The organism is Paracoccus thiocyanatus (assembly GCF_900156255.1).
GTDB classification, from domain to species: domain Bacteria; phylum Pseudomonadota; class Alphaproteobacteria; order Rhodobacterales; family Rhodobacteraceae; genus Paracoccus; species Paracoccus thiocyanatus.
In genome coordinates this window covers 38,507-53,685 of sequence record NZ_FTMK01000020.1, presented here as the reverse complement: position 1 = coordinate 53,685, position 15,179 = coordinate 38,507, and the positions used below count along the sequence as shown (strand labels likewise).

At 65.0% G+C, this 15,179-nt stretch carries 15 protein-coding genes and 1 pseudogene; 4 read left to right on the top strand and 12 right to left on the bottom strand.

Translation table 11 applies throughout. From position 1 onward, the window contains the following. From F3H32_RS13730 to F3H32_RS17750, 4 genes are all read right to left on the bottom strand, one after another. The coding region (locus F3H32_RS13730; protein WP_149766341.1) for a cytochrome c oxidase subunit I at window positions 1–1,481 on the bottom strand (1,481 nt) is incomplete at its 3' end. Between the two features lie 162 nt (window positions 1,482–1,643). Continuing rightward, a complete protein-coding gene (locus tag F3H32_RS13725; RefSeq protein WP_149766340.1) occupies window positions 1,644–1,982 on the bottom strand; it encodes a carboxymuconolactone decarboxylase family protein in 339 nt (112 codons plus the stop codon). 19 nt (window positions 1,983–2,001) lie between these two features. Next, the gene (locus F3H32_RS13720) at window positions 2,002–2,232 is read right to left on the bottom strand and encodes a hexameric tyrosine-coordinated heme protein (protein ID WP_149766339.1); all 231 of its coding nucleotides are present in this window, start codon (window positions 2,230–2,232) and stop codon (window positions 2,002–2,004) included. Between the two features lie 70 nt (window positions 2,233–2,302). Beyond that, the gene (locus F3H32_RS17750) at window positions 2,303–2,446 is read right to left on the bottom strand and encodes a hypothetical protein (RefSeq protein ID WP_188128668.1); all 144 of its coding nucleotides are present in this window, start codon (window positions 2,444–2,446) and stop codon (window positions 2,303–2,305) included. A gap of 142 nt (window positions 2,447–2,588) precedes the next feature. On the opposite strand from F3H32_RS17750, the gene F3H32_RS13710 reads away from it, so the two are divergent. The 4 genes from F3H32_RS13710 to F3H32_RS13695 all read left to right on the top strand — a co-directional run bounded on the left by F3H32_RS13710 (window position 2,589) and on the right by F3H32_RS13695 (window position 5,022). Next, window positions 2,589–3,026, top strand: coding sequence for an RrF2 family transcriptional regulator (locus F3H32_RS13710; protein WP_115754980.1), 438 nt, complete (start codon window positions 2,589–2,591; stop codon window positions 3,024–3,026). 22 nt (window positions 3,027–3,048) lie between these two features. Then, window positions 3,049–3,495 carry a DUF6522 family protein gene (locus F3H32_RS13705; protein WP_149766338.1) on the top strand — a complete coding sequence of 149 codons (447 nt, stop codon included), beginning with the start codon at window positions 3,049–3,051 and terminating at the stop codon, window positions 3,493–3,495. 188 nt (window positions 3,496–3,683) lie between these two features. Next, on the top strand, window positions 3,684–4,124 hold the full coding sequence (locus tag F3H32_RS13700) for a CBS domain-containing protein (RefSeq protein WP_149766337.1): 441 nt from the start codon (window positions 3,684–3,686) through the stop codon (window positions 4,122–4,124). A 208-nt stretch (window positions 4,125–4,332) separates the two neighbouring features. Then, window positions 4,333–5,022, top strand: coding sequence for a hypothetical protein (locus F3H32_RS13695; protein ID WP_149766336.1), 690 nt, complete (start codon window positions 4,333–4,335; stop codon window positions 5,020–5,022). A gap of 132 nt (window positions 5,023–5,154) precedes the next feature. Here the strand turns inward: F3H32_RS13695 and F3H32_RS13690 are convergent, their stop codons facing one another. The 8 genes and pseudogenes from F3H32_RS13690 to F3H32_RS13655 all read right to left on the bottom strand — a co-directional run bounded on the left by F3H32_RS13690 (window position 5,155) and on the right by F3H32_RS13655 (window position 15,148). Further along, complete coding sequence (locus tag F3H32_RS13690) at window positions 5,155–6,300, bottom strand: CaiB/BaiF CoA transferase family protein (protein WP_149766335.1); 1,146 nt, start codon at window positions 6,298–6,300, stop codon at window positions 5,155–5,157. A gap of 216 nt (window positions 6,301–6,516) precedes the next feature. Continuing rightward, window positions 6,517–7,740: pseudogene (locus F3H32_RS13685) on the bottom strand (NADH:flavin oxidoreductase/NADH oxidase). Window positions 7,741–7,872: 132 nt separating this feature from the next. Continuing rightward, window positions 7,873–8,859 carry an acrylyl-CoA reductase (NADPH) gene (gene acuI, locus F3H32_RS13680; protein WP_149766334.1) on the bottom strand — a complete coding sequence of 329 codons (987 nt, stop codon included), beginning with the start codon at window positions 8,857–8,859 and terminating at the stop codon, window positions 7,873–7,875. A 22-nt stretch (window positions 8,860–8,881) separates the two neighbouring features. Continuing rightward, window positions 8,882–9,700 (bottom strand): enoyl-CoA hydratase/isomerase family protein, encoded by an 819-nt coding sequence (locus tag F3H32_RS13675; RefSeq protein ID WP_149766333.1) that lies wholly within the window; start codon window positions 9,698–9,700, stop codon window positions 8,882–8,884. A 24-nt stretch (window positions 9,701–9,724) separates the two neighbouring features. Further along, complete coding sequence (locus F3H32_RS13670; RefSeq protein ID WP_149766332.1) at window positions 9,725–10,927, bottom strand: MFS transporter; 1,203 nt, start codon at window positions 10,925–10,927, stop codon at window positions 9,725–9,727. Between the two features lie 38 nt (window positions 10,928–10,965). Further along, window positions 10,966–12,168: an ABC transporter substrate-binding protein gene (locus tag F3H32_RS13665; protein WP_149766331.1), complete on the bottom strand. Its 1,203-nt coding sequence runs from the start codon at window positions 12,166–12,168 to the stop codon at window positions 10,966–10,968. A 101-nt stretch (window positions 12,169–12,269) separates the two neighbouring features. Then, window positions 12,270–13,034, bottom strand: a complete 765-nt coding sequence (locus tag F3H32_RS13660) for a GntR family transcriptional regulator (RefSeq protein WP_149766330.1) — start codon at window positions 13,032–13,034, stop codon at window positions 12,270–12,272. Next, the gene (locus tag F3H32_RS13655; RefSeq protein WP_149766329.1) at window positions 13,031–15,148 is read right to left on the bottom strand and encodes an acetate--CoA ligase family protein; all 2,118 of its coding nucleotides are present in this window, start codon (window positions 15,146–15,148) and stop codon (window positions 13,031–13,033) included. The genes F3H32_RS13660 and F3H32_RS13655 overlap by 4 nt, the downstream gene beginning before the upstream one ends. Window positions 15,149–15,179 lie beyond the last annotated feature (31 nt).

The window sequence follows — 15,179 nt, the reverse complement described above, 5'->3', positions numbered from 1 at the left end:
AAGGAAAGATAGGCGCCAAGCGACGAGATATTGTTCCAATAGGCGAACTCGACCGGGTAGTCGATATAGCGGCGCGGCATGCCCTGGCGGCCCAGGAAGTGCTGCGGGAAGAAGATCAGGTTCGAGCCGATGAACATCATCCAGAAATGCAGCTTGCCGGCCCATTCCGGGTATTGCCGGCCCGACATCTTGCCGATCCAGTAATAGACCCCGGCGAAGATCGCAAAGACCGCGCCAAGGCTCATCACATAGTGGAAATGCGCCACGATATAGTAGGTATCGTGATAGACCCGGTCCAATGGGGCTTGGGCGATAACGACCCCGGTCACGCCGCCGACGGTGAACAGGAACAGAAAACCAAAGGCCCAAAGCATCGGCGTCTTGAATTCGATCGAGCCACCCCACATGGTGGCGATCCACGAGAACACCTTGATGCCGGTGGGCACCGCGATGGTCATGGTGGCCATCTGGAAATAGGTCTGTTGGGTCAGCGACATGCCCGCGGTATACATGTGGTGCGCCCAGACGACGAAGCCAAGAAAGGCAATTGCGGCCATGGCCAGAACCATCGGCAGGTAGCCGAAGATCGGCTTCTTGGCGAAGGTCGAGATGACGTGGCTGATGATGCCAAAACCCGGCAGGATCAGCATGTAGACCTCGGGATGGCCAAAGAACCACAGGATGTGCTGATACAGCACCGGGTCGCCGCCGCCGGCCGCGTCGAAGAACTGTGTGCCAAAGTTGCGATCCGTCAGCAGCATGGTGATGCCCCCGGCCAGCACCGGCAGCGACAAAAGGATCATCCAGGCGGTGATGAAGACCGCCCAGGCAAACAGCGGCACCTTGAAGAGCGTCATCCCCGGCGCGCGCATGTTGAGGAAGGTGGTGATGATGTTGATCGCGCCCAGGATCGAGCTGGCGCCCGAGACGTGGACGGAAAAGATCGCCAGGTCCATCGCATAGCCGGCCTCGGTCGTGGAGAGCGGCGGATAGAGCACCCAGCCCACGCCCGCGCCGGGCTGGTCATTGCCGCCCGGCGACAGCAGCGAGGCGATGGCAAGCGAGACCCCGCAGACATAGAGCCAATAGCTGAGATTGTTCAGCCGCGGAAAGGCCATGTCCGGCGCACCGATATGCAGCGGCATGAAATAGTTGCCGAAACCGCCGAACAGCGCCGGGATCACCACGAAGAACATCATCAGGATACCGTGATAGGTCACGACGACGTTCCACAGATGCCCGTTCGGCGTGCATTCCGCTGATGCGTCGGCGATCAGCCGCATGCCCTCCTGGCACATGTATTGCACGCCCGGATGCTGCAATTCCATCCGCATGTAGACGGTGAATGTGACCGAGATCAGCCCGGCCAGGCCCGCCGTGAACAGGTAGAGGATGCCGATATCCTTGTGGTTCGTCGACATGAACCAGCGGGTGAAGAAGCCCCGCCTTTCTTCGATGCTGTCGCTGATCTGGGCTGACATGGTCCTGTCCTTTATCTGTGCTGGCTCCGGTCTGCGGATACGCGGATGGTCGGGCGCGGCGGCGGGGCGACCTGGCCGGACCCGCGGCTATCGGCAAGGCAAAGGGTGGCATCGACCCGCTGCCATGATCTCCAGGGGACGGCCGCAGGATATGGGCAGGCTTCACTCGCCATCGATCTCGTCCAGAACCGCAAGCGCCTTGTTGGCATGGCCATAGGCCGCGCCGGCGCGCATCTCGGCCGCGACCCAGATCGCCTCCATGATCTGTTCGTTGGTGGCGCCGGCGCGCTTCGCACCCCGCACATGGCCCTCGATGCACCAGGGACATTGCGTGACATGGGCCACGGCGACGGCGATCAACTGCTTGGTGCGCTTGTCCAGCGCGCCGTCGGCAAAGACGGCTTTGGACAGCGCCAGAAAGGCATCGTCGGGCCCCGGCGCCAGTGCGTGCCGCCTTGCCGCAAGCGCGGCGCTTGCCTTGGGCATGGAGATGTCGGCCATGGTCGTCCTCCCTTCAGGTTCATTCGCGCCAATAGTCGTTGGCCGCGGCGATGGTCGCGAACCAGGCCGCCGCCACGGCCGAGACGTCGATCAGGCTGGCCGCATCCCCGGCATAGCGCGGTCGCTGCGCCTTCAGCACCGCCACATCGGGCTGGGTCGTCTTGACCGCCCGCCGCGCCATGACGATGGCCAGGTCGAAGCCCTGCTGCGGCGTATCGACCTGCAAGCTCGGCAGCCATGTCCCTGCCACCGCCGCGCCCGTGGCAGGCTGGACGGTCTGGTCTGGGCAAGGCTGGCAGGCGGCAGCAGCGCCAATGTGGTCAGAATGCAGATCTGTCTAAGCATCGGATCACCTCCTTGAACTGGCCGCAGCCCCTGGGGCGGAACACGCCGGCCGCGCCGGAAAGCCGCGCGGCGATCTTGCCGGCCGTCCGGTCATGCAATGCGAATGTCGCCTGGGACATGGCTGTCTCCATAAGCCGGGGCTGTCTGACGGTGAGTCGGGCGGCGCGGGTCAGGAGGATGCGCGGCGCCCTATATTCGGCACTTGCAATACCGAATATCCTCTCACATAATCGGCATTGTCAATACCAATTAGGAGAGCCGATGCGTCTTGCGACCTTTACCGACTACGGATTGCGGGTGCTGATGCGTCTGGCGGGGGCGCCGGAAAAGCCGATCTCGACCGGGCAGATCGCCAGGGACTTCGCCATCTCGCAGCATCACCTGGCCAAGGTGGTCAGCGACCTGGGGCTTGGCGGTTTCGTGCGCTCCGAACGTGGCCGGTCCGGCGGGCTGCGGCTGATGCGCCCGGCGCATGAGATCACGCTGGGACAGGTGGTGCGCCATCTGGAGCGCAAGTTCGCCATCGTGGAATGTTTCCGCGCCGATGGCGGCGAATGCGTCCTGCGGCCCCGCTGCCGCCTGCGGCCCCAGCTTTCCGCAGCGCGCGAGGCGTTCATGGCCGAGCTGGACCGCACGACGCTTGAGGATTGCGCCTGGCCCGGAGCCGGTTCGGGAGGGCGCGTGGCGGCCGCCGAGTGAGGCGGGGAAAGAGAGGGGGGCGATGCCTGGGATCGAATTGCAGCAAGACGGCGCCAGGATCGACGCGGATGTTCTGGCCAAGGCATTCGGGATCAGCGCCGATGATTTGCGGCAGGGCATGCGCGACGGCACGATCACCAGCCGGTTCGAGCGCGGCGAGGGCAAGGATGCCGGCACGGTGCGGCTGATCTTCTTCTCGTCCAGCCGCCGCATCCGCATCACCGCAGACGAAAGCGGCAGGATTCTGACCTGCGGCGCGCTGGATTTCGCCGCACCACCCGGCCCCGAAAGCCGAATGCCGGCGGCCGGCGCGGATCATGAGCCGCCGGCGAGCGGGCAGGATCCGGGACAAGCCCATACCGAGACGCTTCTCGACCTGGCGCTGCAAGGGACCTTCCCCGCCAGCGATCCGATCGCGATCAGCATCGACCCGCCGCGCCGAACATCCCTACAAGGAGAGGCGCCGTGATCGTCGACCGCTCGGACCAGGGACCGCGTCTGAGGCGGCCGCGGCGCATCACCATGCGGCGCTTGGGCTCCAGGTCCTGGTCCAGGACTACGTTCGTTCCGGCGCGCGGTTCGTCACCGTGGCGGCGATCCGTGTTCGGCATCGCCTCTAGGCTGCGCGTCGCGCTGATGGCTTAGGAAGGGGTTCACGTGCTTATCCAGAAATTTCTGCCTACCGCGCGCCGGCATCTGCAATCGATCGATGTGAGCGCGGCACTTCTGCAAGCGGCAAGGCGGCTTGGCGAGGGCTGCGACATGCTGCTGGTCTGCGATGCTGCCGGCCGCCTGGCAGGCGTCCTGACCAAGACCGACGTGGTCCGTCAGACGGGTCGCTGTGCCGGCGCCAGTTGCACCGCACCTATCGTCCAGGCGATGACGCGCGACGTCACCATCGTGACCCCGGACGGGTGGTTGCAGGATGTCTGGGACGTCATGAAGACCCGCGGCTTCAAGAACATTCCGGTCGTCGATGCAAACCGCCACCCGCTTGGCGTGCTGAATGCGCGCGACGTTCTTCAAACGCTGCTGCAAGAAGTCCAGGAGGAGGAAAACCTGCTGCACGATTATGTCATGAATATCGGCTATCGCTAAGCGCCCTGCGCCTGATCGGCGTCGGGTGCCGCAACTGGCTCTTAGCCGGTGCTGAACGCTGGCCCGTGCCAGAACCATCATCGAGACAGCCAAATGAACCTTGATCCGCGCGACCCGACCGGCGGACAGACGCCAATCAGCACGCCGGGGCCAAGGCCGGTGGCTTGCCGGACGTCTTGAAGTGAGAAACCAAGATAAAAACGAAGCAATGAAACGAACCCGCTTCTCGATCAGTGGGCTGTTGGCCGGAGTGCTGGCCGTCACACCAGCCCTCGGCGAACCCGGCCCGTTTCCGGCGACCATCGGCGCGCCCTATACCGGGCGCATGACGGTCGAGGCGTTCCCCGCTGACGGCGGCCACCGCATCCACCGCGCCTGGGGTGACGCCGAGGTGCGGTTTTCCGCCGCGGGTGAGGACCGGATCCTGTTCAGCACCACGGCAGCGCTGGACGACGGCGGCAGCCTTGATCTGAGCGTGACCGTTGCTTCGGACAGGAAGGGCGTGTGGCTTAGTCTTTCGGAGGCCGGGCCGACCGAGATCACGGCGGCGGGCCGCGTCCTGTCCGTGACCGAGATGGAGGGCTTTCACATGGTCCTGACCGGCCAGGTCGGGCCAGAGGACGCCAAGTTCACCCTGCGCCGCATTCCCACGGAAAACGCGGGAGCCGCGCCGGATGCCGAAATGCTGACGGTCTTTCTGTTCGACGTCAGCCTTCCTTCCCCCGAGCCTGCACCCGACCCCCAAGAGGGCGACGGGCGCCAGGCGCCCTCGGCGGCCGAAGGTGGTGGCGAATGCGAACGGATCGAGTGGCGTCTCGTCAACCGCTGGAACTGGGGCGGTGGTCTCAGCCGGAACCGCGAGCCCCATTGCGTGCCGCGAAAAAGTACCGGGGATTGAACATCGCCGAGCTTCTGCACTCCCCTGGCGTCACACAGCGTCCAATTACAGCGCCCGACCTTGTGTATCAGCTTCAAATGCTTCTGGGGGCATCATGCGCAAATCGCTCTGCCCCCCTGAAAAACCGATGCGCTAGTCAATCACCTTCGCGACCGAAAGCGCATTGATCCGGTCCTGTTCATAGCCGAGGCTTTCCAATAGTTCAGTCGTATCCGTCGCAGCGCTCCACATTCGAGGCGGCACCGTATCACTGTGCGAATAGCGCGGCGCAGGCGCAGGTTGGATCACGCCGTCGGCCGCGACGAAACTGCCTCGGGCTTGCGCCTGCGGATGGCGTGTCGCCTCCTCCATCGACAGAACGGGTGCATAACAGGCGTCGGTGCCCATGAAAACGGTATCCCATTCCTTGCGTGTCCGGCCAAGGAATACTTCCGTCAGCCGCGCCCGCAGGCTGTCCCAGTCATCGGCATTCATCTGATCGCCAAAGGCCGGATCATCGGCAAGCCCGGCGATTTCAAGCAATTTCCGATAGAATTTCGGCTCAATCGCGGCGACAGCAATATATTTACCATCCGCCGTCTCATAGGTGTCGTAAAAATGCGCGCCACCATCCAACAGGTTCACGCCACGCTCGTCACGCCAAATCCCAACCTGGCGGAAGGTCTGAAGCATCGCCATCAGAAGGCCGACGCCTTCGGTCATCGCGGCATCGACCACTTGACCTTGTCCCGTTGCCCTGGCGTGGGTCAATGCTGCAAGCATCCCGAAAGCCAGAAGCATCCCGCCGCCCCCGAAATCGCCAAATAGATTAAGCGGTATTACCGGCTTATCACCTTTGCGGCCGACTCCATGCAGCGCGCCGGAAAGCGCGATATAGTTCAGGTCATGGCCGGCCATTTGCGCCATCGGCCCGGTCTGGCCCCAGCCCGTCATCCGCCCAATGACCAGCTTGGGATTCAGTTCCAGTAGCCGGGCGGGCTCAAGACCAAGCCGCTCCATTACGCCGGGACGATAGCCTTCGATAAGACCATCAGCTTTCTGAATCAGGTCGAAAAGCACTGTCCGGGCTTCTGGGGTTTTAAGATCTAACCCGATCCTTTTGCGGGAACGCAACAGGATGTCGCGGTAAGGCGAGATTTCGGGGCCGGCCTGCACCCCACCCGGCCGCTCGACACGGATCACCTCGGCACCATGATCGGCCAGCATCATTGCCGCGAATGGGCCTGGGCCGATGCCCGCAAGCTCGATGATACGCAAACCGGAAAGCGGAGCTGTCACGGAAAAGCCTCCTTAATGGACGACGATCCTGCCATTGGCGCGGCGCGAGGCCAGAAGCTTAGCGCCTCGGCGGCACGTTCCGGCGGGAAGGTCGCATGGATAAACGGTAGGATGCAACCCGCGCGCATGCGGCCGCACCGATGAACCACACAGCGGCTAGAATTTTGCCCGCTGTTGACAGCCGCAACTGTCCGCCCTGTCCCAGAAAACACGGGGCTATTCAAGATCACGCCTTATCGCGCGGGCCAAGGCGGCATCGCCTGAACCGGAAAGGCCGATGGCCTCCAGTCCTTTGCGTCTTTTCGCGAGCCACCAGCCGGCAGAGACATCCCAGTCTTCGAAATCCGGGTCGTAGCCAAGGGCCTGCGCCGCGTGATGGGCAAAGAAAGGATCGTAGAGCGCCTGTCGGCCGACGATGATTAGATCGGCCTGACCCGCCGCAAGGATCGCTTCGGCTTGCGGGCCGTCCAGAATCAGGCCGACGGCCCCCGTCGCCACATCAGCGTCACGCCGGATGGCCGATGAATATTCGACCTGATAGCCTGGGTAGCGAAGCGCATTCTCGATGGCCGTGGATACGCGCAATCCGCCCGACGAGCAATCAATCAAGTCGACCCCGATCGACTTGAGAGCGCGCGCCAATACGACAGAATCGGCCAGGGTCCATCCCTGGGGATGACCGTCAATACTCTACATGCGGAAAAAGAGCGGCTTGGAGCTTGGCCAGCGCCGCCGGACAGCGGTGGCGACCTCAAGCGCGAAGCGCATCCTGTCAGCCAGATTTCCGCCATATTCATCCGTGCGCCGATTGACCACCGGGGTCAGGAAGCTGGCGATCAGGTAGCCATGTCCGCCATGGATTTCGAGAATGTCGAAGCCGGCCTTGTCCGCCCTGGACGCGGCATCGGCAAAGGCCGCGACAACCTTGTCAATGCCTTCCCGATCCAAGGCTTTCGGTGTCGCATGACCGGGACCTACGGCCTCTGCCGTGGCGCTTACCAAGGGCCACGGATTATCCCCCCGCGCCATGTCGGTCTGGTCAAGTGGTCCGAAACCGTGCCAGGGACGTTGAATGGCCCCTTTCCTGCCGCCGTGGCAGATCTGCATGGCACTTAGCGCGCCGCGGCTGCGCAGATAGGTCGTCACGCGCTTCAGTCCTGGGATGTGATCGTCAGACCAAATCCCCAGATCTGCCGGTCCGATCCGGCCGGTTTCCAAGACGGCAGAGGCTTCCGTCATCACGATACCGAACCCACCCAAGGCAAATTTGCCAAGGTGGACCAGCAACCCGTCATCTGCAAAACCGTCTTTGGCCCGGTGCTGGTTCATCGGCGCCAGCATGAGCCGGTTGCGCGCGGTAACGCCCCTGAGGGTCAGGGGGGAAAAAAGAAGCGGCGCGCCCTCGTTTCTCACTTCCCTTGTGATGTCTTGCGGTCTCATCGCACCTTCTCGCAACTTGGGTTCTTTGGAGAATGTCGCGGCATCCGTATTCAGCCGCGCGGACGGCAGATCATCCGCGCGGGCAAAAGCCGCGACCGTTGAGAACGTCCGGCGACCTGTCGGTGGCTGGCGTCAGCTTTCCTGGATCTTGACGATAAGGCGTCCTTGAATTTTTCCGGCCAGCAGGTCCGGCGCGCGGTCTAGCACTTCTGCAAGACCGATCTGGCTCGCAACCTGGGCGAACGTGTCGGCATCGACTTCCTTCGCCAGCGCCTGCCAGGCCCGGACGCGCAGATCCATCGGGCAGAACCCGCTGTCGATCCCGACCAGCGTCACCCCACGCAGGATGAACGGGGCGACGCTGGCGGGAAAGTCCATGCTTTCGGCCAGGCCGCAGGCGGCAACGACACCGCCATATTTCGTGCCCGCACAGACATTGGCCAGGGTATGCCCGCCCACGGCATCGATTGCGCCGATCCAGCGTTCACGGCCCAGCGGCTTGCCCGGCGCCGAAAGCTCGGCCCGATCAAGGATTTCGGCGGCGCCCAGACCCGTCAGATATTCACCTGCGCTGGCCTTGCCGGTTGCCGCGATGACCCGGTAGCCCCGGCCGGCCAGCAGCTTCACGGCAAAACTGCCGACGCCACCCGTCGCCCCAGTCACCAGAATGTCGCCGTCGCCCGGTGTCACGCCATGCCGTTCAAGAGCGAGAACGGATAGCATCGCGGTGAATCCGGCCGTGCCGATCACCATCGCCTGCCTTGCGTCCAGACCCTCGGGCAGTTTCAGCGTCCGCTCTGAAGACACCCGCATCTTTTGCGCATAGCCACCCCATTGCGTCTCGCCCAGGCCGAAGCCGGTATAGACCACCTTGTCGCCCGGCCTGAACGCATCGCTGCCCGACTGGATCACGGTGCCGGCAAAGTCGATGCCGGGCACCATGGGAAAGCGGCGCACGACCGGGCTTTTCCCGGTCAGCGCCAGCGCATCCTTGTAATTCATCGTGGACCATTCGATCTCGACCGTCAGGTCGCCTTCGGGCAGCGCATCGTCGTCCAACTGCGCCAGCCTGGCCGAATATCCGCTTTCGTCCTTGTCGATCAGGATTGCGTCGAACATGATTTCTTCCTTTCCCCTGATGTCACGTTTCGGCAAAGCGCGCCTCGCGCCACGCCAGTGCCTTGCCCAATCCTTCATCGCGCAGCACCTTGAGAAAGCCGCGCTTCAGATCCGTCCCCTCGCCTTCCAGCAGAATGTCGATATCCAGCGAGGCGCGCAGCGCCGCCTGCATCCCCATCAGCTCATAGCTGCGGTGCATCGCCTGCTTGGTCCGCCGCATCGCCATCGCGTCCAGCCGCGATATCCGCCGGGCCAGCGCCACGGCCTCCGCCAGCAGATCCTCGGCCGGCACGATGCGGTTGATCAGGCCCCAGTCCAGCGCCTGGGACGCCGAGATCGAATCCTCGCCGGTGAAGATCACGCCCTTGGCGATCTTGGGCGGCACGTGCCAGGGCAGCAGCATGGCGACGATGCCGGCGCCGAATTTCAGCTCCGGCTCGCCGAAGACCGCGCTTTCCGTGGAAAGCGCCAGGTCGCATCCCATCATCAGTTCGAAGCCGCCGGCAAGCGCCGCGCCGTTCACCGCCGCGATGGTCGGGACCGCCAGGTTCCAAAAGGACATGATGCCGCGGAAATCGGCCTCCAGCACCGGCTCCCATTCCCGCACGCCCTGCGGCGTCGCCTCGGCCTGGGCCTTGAGATCGAAGCCGGACGAGAACGCCTTGCCCGCGCCGGTGACGATAACCGCCCGGATGCTGTCATCGCGCGAGATCAGCGCGCACAGTTCGTCCAGCTCGGCCAGCATGTGCTGGTTCATGGCATTGGCACGTTCCGGCCGGTTGAAGGTGACGACGGCGATGCCCGGCTCGGGCTGGTCGTAAAGAAGCGTATCCCATTCCATCGGGACCTCCGTTGCTGAAGATTTCTATTCAACGCCGGCCTTGGCCAGCAGTGTGGCCTCGGGCAGCCGACGCAGCCGCCACATGGCCAGCACGCCCAGCCATGGGCCGATGGCCAGCGTGGCAAAGGCGTAGCGCCAGCCGCTGGCCGCGACGATCAGCGGCATGGCCTGGATGATGATGAAGGTCAGCAGAAAGCCCATGCAGGTCTGAAGCGTCAGCATGGTGCCGACCAGTTCGGGCTCGGACAGTTCCGCGACGCTGGCCGAGAACTGCGCCGAATCGGCGACCACGCTGACGCCCCAGATCAGCGCGACGGCAATGACGGCAAAGGCGCCCACCGCCGGGGTCAGGCCGATCAACAGGGCGCAGGCGCCGCTGATCGCCATGGCCGCCATGGTGACGGTGGTGCGGCCCAAGCGGTCGGCCAGCATCCCGGCCACCACGCAGCCGATGGCCCCCGTCGCGATCACCGCGAAGGTGATAAGCCCCGATTGCGCCGCCAGCGGGCTTTCCGCCTGCGCCAGCGCCCATTCCAGGAACACGCCGATCCAGGCCCACATGGCGTAAAGTTCCCACATATGGCCAAGATATCCGGCATTCGCCAGCAGCACCGGCTTGCGCAGCACGGCCTGCCGGGCCTCGGACAGGCGAAAGCGGGCGGCGCTTCGCAGATGCGGGCCAAGACCCGAGAACAGGATCGCCCCCGCCGCGCTGGCCGCGCAAAGGCTGGAGATGGCGATCGTGGTGCGCCAGTCCAGCCCGACCACCGCGTTGAACAGGTGCGGCAGCGACGATCCCAGCGTCAGCGCGCCCACCAGCACGCCGATCATCAGCCCTATGCCCTTCTGCGTCCAGCCCGCGGCCATCTTCATGCCCACGGGATAGACCCCGGCCAGCGCCATGCCGGTGACAAAGCGCAGCACCACGGTCCCCGCTCCGTCGAAGCCCGTGACCAGCAAAAGCGCATTGGCCGCCGCCCCGCCGATGGCCGAGGCGGCGAACAGCCGCCGGGGATCGAAGCGGTCGGCCATGCCGGTCAGCGCGCTAAGCAGGGTCCCAGCGACGAAGCCAAGCTGCACCGCGCCGGTCAACAGGCCCGCCTGCTGGCCCGACAGGGTGCCATCGGCCACCAGCGCCGTCGCCGCCGCCGTGGCCGAGAACCACAGCGTCATGGCCGAGACCTGGCAGAACAGGATCAAACCGATGGATAGCGGCTTTCCGGCCATGGCTGCTCTTTCCTGTCAAAGCGTGGCGGGGGGTGGGGTCAGAAACCCTTGCACCCGGTTTCTTCGGGAAGCAGGTTGATCTGGTCCCAGCTCATCTGCGTGACGGGTTTCCAGCCGATGGACGCGCCGTGCCGCGGCGGGTCCAGCGCGACCGCCTCGGCGACGAAGGTGCCCTGCATGCCCTGATGATCCTCGGCGCGGATGTCGATGGGGCCCACCACGGTTTCGGCCGCGGTGTTCTCAAGCGCAGCGATGATGGCATCGGTCGAGATCTCGTCCGCGGCCTCCAGCGCGGCCAGCACGAACTGCATGCCCGCATAGGCCTGAATGGCCTGATAGCCCGGCACGATGCCGTATTCGTCGTGATAGGCCTTGACCAGTTCCGCGATCTGCGGGTTCTCGTCCTCTTGCATCCACGATGCGGTCAGCCCGTTGGCGATCATGCCGACGCCGTTCTTGCCAAGCGCCTGAAGCATCGTGTCGGGGATGCCCGCCGGGGTCATGATCGGCATGTCCAGCCCATAGCCGCGCGCCTGGTTGACAAAGGCGGCCAGGTCGTCGCCCACCGCCAGCGCCAGATAGATGCCGTCGGCATCGCTGGCCTGGATCTGCGAGATGGCGCTGGACCAGTCCGCCGTCCCCATCGGGCGGCCGGCCTCTCCGGCGATCTGGATGCCGGGGATATGCGAAAACTCGGCCTTGTTGGACAGGCCATAGGCATAGTCGTGATAGACCACGAACCATTTCCGTTCGATCAGGTCGGGACGCTCGGCGAACATCGCTGCGCTGGCCTTGGCGGTATTGCCGTCATGGGGCACGGTGCGGAACATGAAGCGGCTGCACTGCTCGCCGGTGACAGGCACCGCCTGGGCATTGGTTGTAACGATAGGCACGTTCAGCCGCGGCGCCTGCGCGTTGATGCCCAGCGTGACCGCGCTGCTCGCCATGCCCAGCAGCAGCGGGACCTCGTCCTCCAGCACCAGCTTTTGCGCCTTGCGCAACCCATTGGCGGGATTGGCGCCGGTGTCCTCGACGATCAGCCTGACCGGCTCGCCCTTGACGGTGGCGCCCTTCGCGGCCAGCAGAAAGCCGTTGCGCATGTCGTTGCCCAGGGGCGCCAGCACCCCGGTCGTGGGCACCAGGACCCCGATGGCGACCTCGGCCGCCGCCGGGCCTGCCGGCCATGCGGCGCAGGCCGCAAGCGCGCATGCCGCCATATTGCTGAGACGAAACTTTCTCATTCTCTCCTCCACTCTTGCGATGCGGGCATGAGCAACCACCCGGCGCCCCCTCCCCCGAGGCACCGACGACCGGGTCCGTTCCCGCTTTGTGAACCCGTTGATTATGACTGGGCGGAACGGCGCTCCTCTTCGAGACGCTCGTGCACGGCCAGAACCCCCGTTCTGATATCGGCCAGCAGCTTGCGCACCGCCTGACGCGCCCGGACGGGATCGCCCGCGCGTATCGCCTCGCTGATCGCCTGCCAGTTCCCGGCCCAGGTCAGGCGTTCGGTTTCGGTCTGGAACAGGCGCCGCGTCAGGGGCAGCGTCTGGCGGCCCAGCGAGAACAGGATCGAGCGCGCGATCTCGTTGCCGGCCGCATCCGAGATATACATGCTGAGTTGATAGACGATGGCGATGAACTCTTCCTCGTCACCGGCCTTGTTGGCCGCCAACAGGCGGCGGGTCCCCTCGTCCATGATCCACTGGATTTCCGGGTCCCGCCGGTCGGCCAGTTCCTCGGCGCATATGCCCATAAGCGCCGCACGCACGTTGAAGATGTCGCGCAGCCGCTCAGCGGTCAGCCGGGTGACGCTGGCGCCGCGGCGCGAGGCCATGGTCACCATCCCCTCACGCTCCAGCATCCGCAGCGCCTCCCGGATCGGACCGCGGCTGACCTCGAACCGTTCGGCCAAGGCGCTTTCCTGCAACCGCTGCCCCGGCTCGAACTCGCCGTTGATGATCAGCGCCATGATCCGGGCGGTAAGCTGTTCGGGCAGGGTCTGCATGCCATCGGCATCGGCCGCATCGGTCCGAAAAGTTCTGTCCAGATCGACATGGGTGCCGAAAATCGGGGTTCGCGGATTGCTGGAAGCGCGGTTGATCAATTCAACACCCTCTTACCGTGAATGAGCCTTGCCTGAGCACGAACGGCCCGCGATGTCGATTGATATACCGAGACCCCCTGCTTCAGGAACTTCCGGCGCTGGTCGCGGACGAAATCGTCCTGATATTGATCCCCCGAACTGCGCAATGCCAGCGACATGGCCGCGCCATTGGGTCGCGCGCGGGTGATCGAATCGCAGATCCGTTCCAGCGCGACCAGCCCCGCCTCGTCGCTTTCCATGAAGTCGAGCACCCAGCCCATCTCGACGAAGACCACCACCCGGTCGATGACCGGCGAGTCCTTGAGCAGGTTGATGATCTCCTCGAAGATATAGCGGTCGCCGTCGCGCAGGCCCCAGACCGGGATGTCGATGGGGTTGGCCACGCTGGTGCCGGGAATGCCAAAGCGCCGCAGCCCTTCCTCGGTCGCCGGATCCAGCGCAGGAACGGTCAGCCCCGCCCGCGCCGCCGCGTCCGAGGCGGTGACGCTGACCCCCCCGCCCGAGCCGAAGATCGCCAACCGTTCGCCCTGACCCTTGCCATGCGCGCTCAGCGCCAGCAGCGTATCCATCAGGTCGTCGACATTCGACACCTGGATCACCCCCGACTGCGCCAGCGCCGCATCCCACAGCAGGCTGTCCGTCGCCATCGCCGCCGTATGGCTGGAGGCCGCGACCTGGCCCTGCTCGGTCTGCGCGCCGCGCAGGATCACCACGGGCTTTTCCATTGCGGCAGCCGCGCGGAAGAACAGCCCCGGATCGCGCAGCGATTCCATATAGAAGGCGATGATCTCGGTCTCGGGATCCTGCTCGGCCTGCAACAGCAGATCGACCATGTCCAGGTCCGAACAGTTGCCGCAGGACAGCGCCCGCCCCAGCGGCAGGCCCCAGACCTGCGCGCGGCGCACCACGTCGCCGGCAAAGGTGCCGCTTTGGGAAAAGAAGGTGATGCCCCCGCCCTCGGCCGGGTTATAGCGCGCCGCCCCGATCGCCATGCGCGAGCGGGCCGAGAATGTGCCGATGCAGTTCGGTCCGACCATGCGCATCGCCCCGTCTGCCACCTGCTCCAGCATCCGGCGCTCCAGATCGGCGCTGTCGCTGGAAAACTCGGCGAAGCCCGCCGTCAGCACCTGCACCAGCTTCACCCCCTTGGCGCGGCATTCGGCCAGCACCTCGGGCACGCGATGGCTGGCGACGGCGACCAGCGCACGGTCGATCCCATCCGGCGCATCGGTGATCGTCGGATAGGCCTTGAGGCCGCAGATCTCGTCGGCGCTGGGGTGGATCGGATAGATCGGGCCGGTAAAGCCGAAATCCACCAGGTTGCGGATCATGTGATGGCCCAGCTTGTCGGCCGAGGTCGAGGCGCCGATGAACGCAATGGCCTTGGGATTGAACAGCGCGCCCATCCCCGCCAGCTTGGCACGGCGAGCGTCAAGGGCGGCAGCGGTTTCCGCCTGGCCGCGCGGAGTGGCTGCGGGACGCACGCCGCCGGCGACCGCATCGACCGCCACGGCGCGCGCGCCGGACAGGATGATCGGGTTGATGTCGAGTTCGGCGATCTCCTCGTTCAGCAACATGCCTTCCGGACCGGCAACCGCCAGCAGGCATCGGGTCAGCGCGGCGCGTCCGGCGGCATCGTCGCCGGCGAAGGGGGCAGGAAAGGCCGCGTCGATCATGGTCCGGGCCTGTGCCTCGGCCAGCGGCGCCAGCGCAGCAACCGGCTTGCTGCGCTGTTCGACGCCGCTGCCCCCAGCGCCGAACAGCACCACCGGCCCGTAATCCGGGTCGATCCGCCCGCCGATGAAAACCTCGATCCCGGCCGGCACCATCTCCTCGACCAGCACGCCCTCGATGCGCGCCGATGGATGCGAGGCGCGGCAGGCATCCATGATCGAGCGCCAGGCATCCGCCGCCCCTTCCGCAGTCACCGACAGGCGGACGCCGCCGGCATCGACCTTATGGACGATGTCGGGCGAGACCACCTTCAGCGCGCAGGGGGCGCCGATGCGCGAGACGATGGCATGGGCATCGTCCGGCGAGATCGCCAGTTCCGGCAGCGTGGTCTCGATGCCATAGCGCGCCAGCATTTCCTTGGATTCGATTTCGGTTCTCATCTCATTCCTGAATATTGATCTGTGAAGGCCC

Excerpts from the sequence above, each read along its gene's own strand:
- F3H32_RS13695 (WP_149766336.1), top strand. The coding sequence starts at position 4,333 with ATGAAACGAACCCGCTTCTCGATCAGTGGGCTGTTGGCCGGAGTGCTG.
- F3H32_RS13665 (WP_149766331.1), bottom strand. The coding sequence starts at position 12,168 with ATGAGAAAGTTTCGTCTCAGCAATATGGCGGCATGCGCGCTTGCGGCC.
- F3H32_RS13710 (WP_115754980.1), top strand. The coding sequence starts at position 2,589 with ATGCGTCTTGCGACCTTTACCGACTACGGATTGCGGGTGCTGATGCGT.
- F3H32_RS17750 (WP_188128668.1), bottom strand. The coding sequence starts at position 2,446 with ATGTCCCAGGCGACATTCGCATTGCATGACCGGACGGCCGGCAAGATC.
- F3H32_RS13675 (WP_149766333.1), bottom strand. The coding sequence starts at position 9,700 with ATGGAATGGGATACGCTTCTTTACGACCAGCCCGAGCCGGGCATCGCC.
- F3H32_RS13655 (WP_149766329.1), bottom strand. The coding sequence starts at position 15,148 with ATGAGAACCGAAATCGAATCCAAGGAAATGCTGGCGCGCTATGGCATC.
- F3H32_RS13670 (WP_149766332.1), bottom strand. The coding sequence starts at position 10,927 with ATGGCCGGAAAGCCGCTATCCATCGGTTTGATCCTGTTCTGCCAGGTC.
- F3H32_RS13705 (WP_149766338.1), top strand. The coding sequence starts at position 3,049 with ATGCCTGGGATCGAATTGCAGCAAGACGGCGCCAGGATCGACGCGGAT.
- acuI (WP_149766334.1), bottom strand. The coding sequence starts at position 8,859 with ATGTTCGACGCAATCCTGATCGACAAGGACGAAAGCGGATATTCGGCC.
- F3H32_RS13725 (WP_149766340.1), bottom strand. The coding sequence starts at position 1,982 with ATGGCCGACATCTCCATGCCCAAGGCAAGCGCCGCGCTTGCGGCAAGG.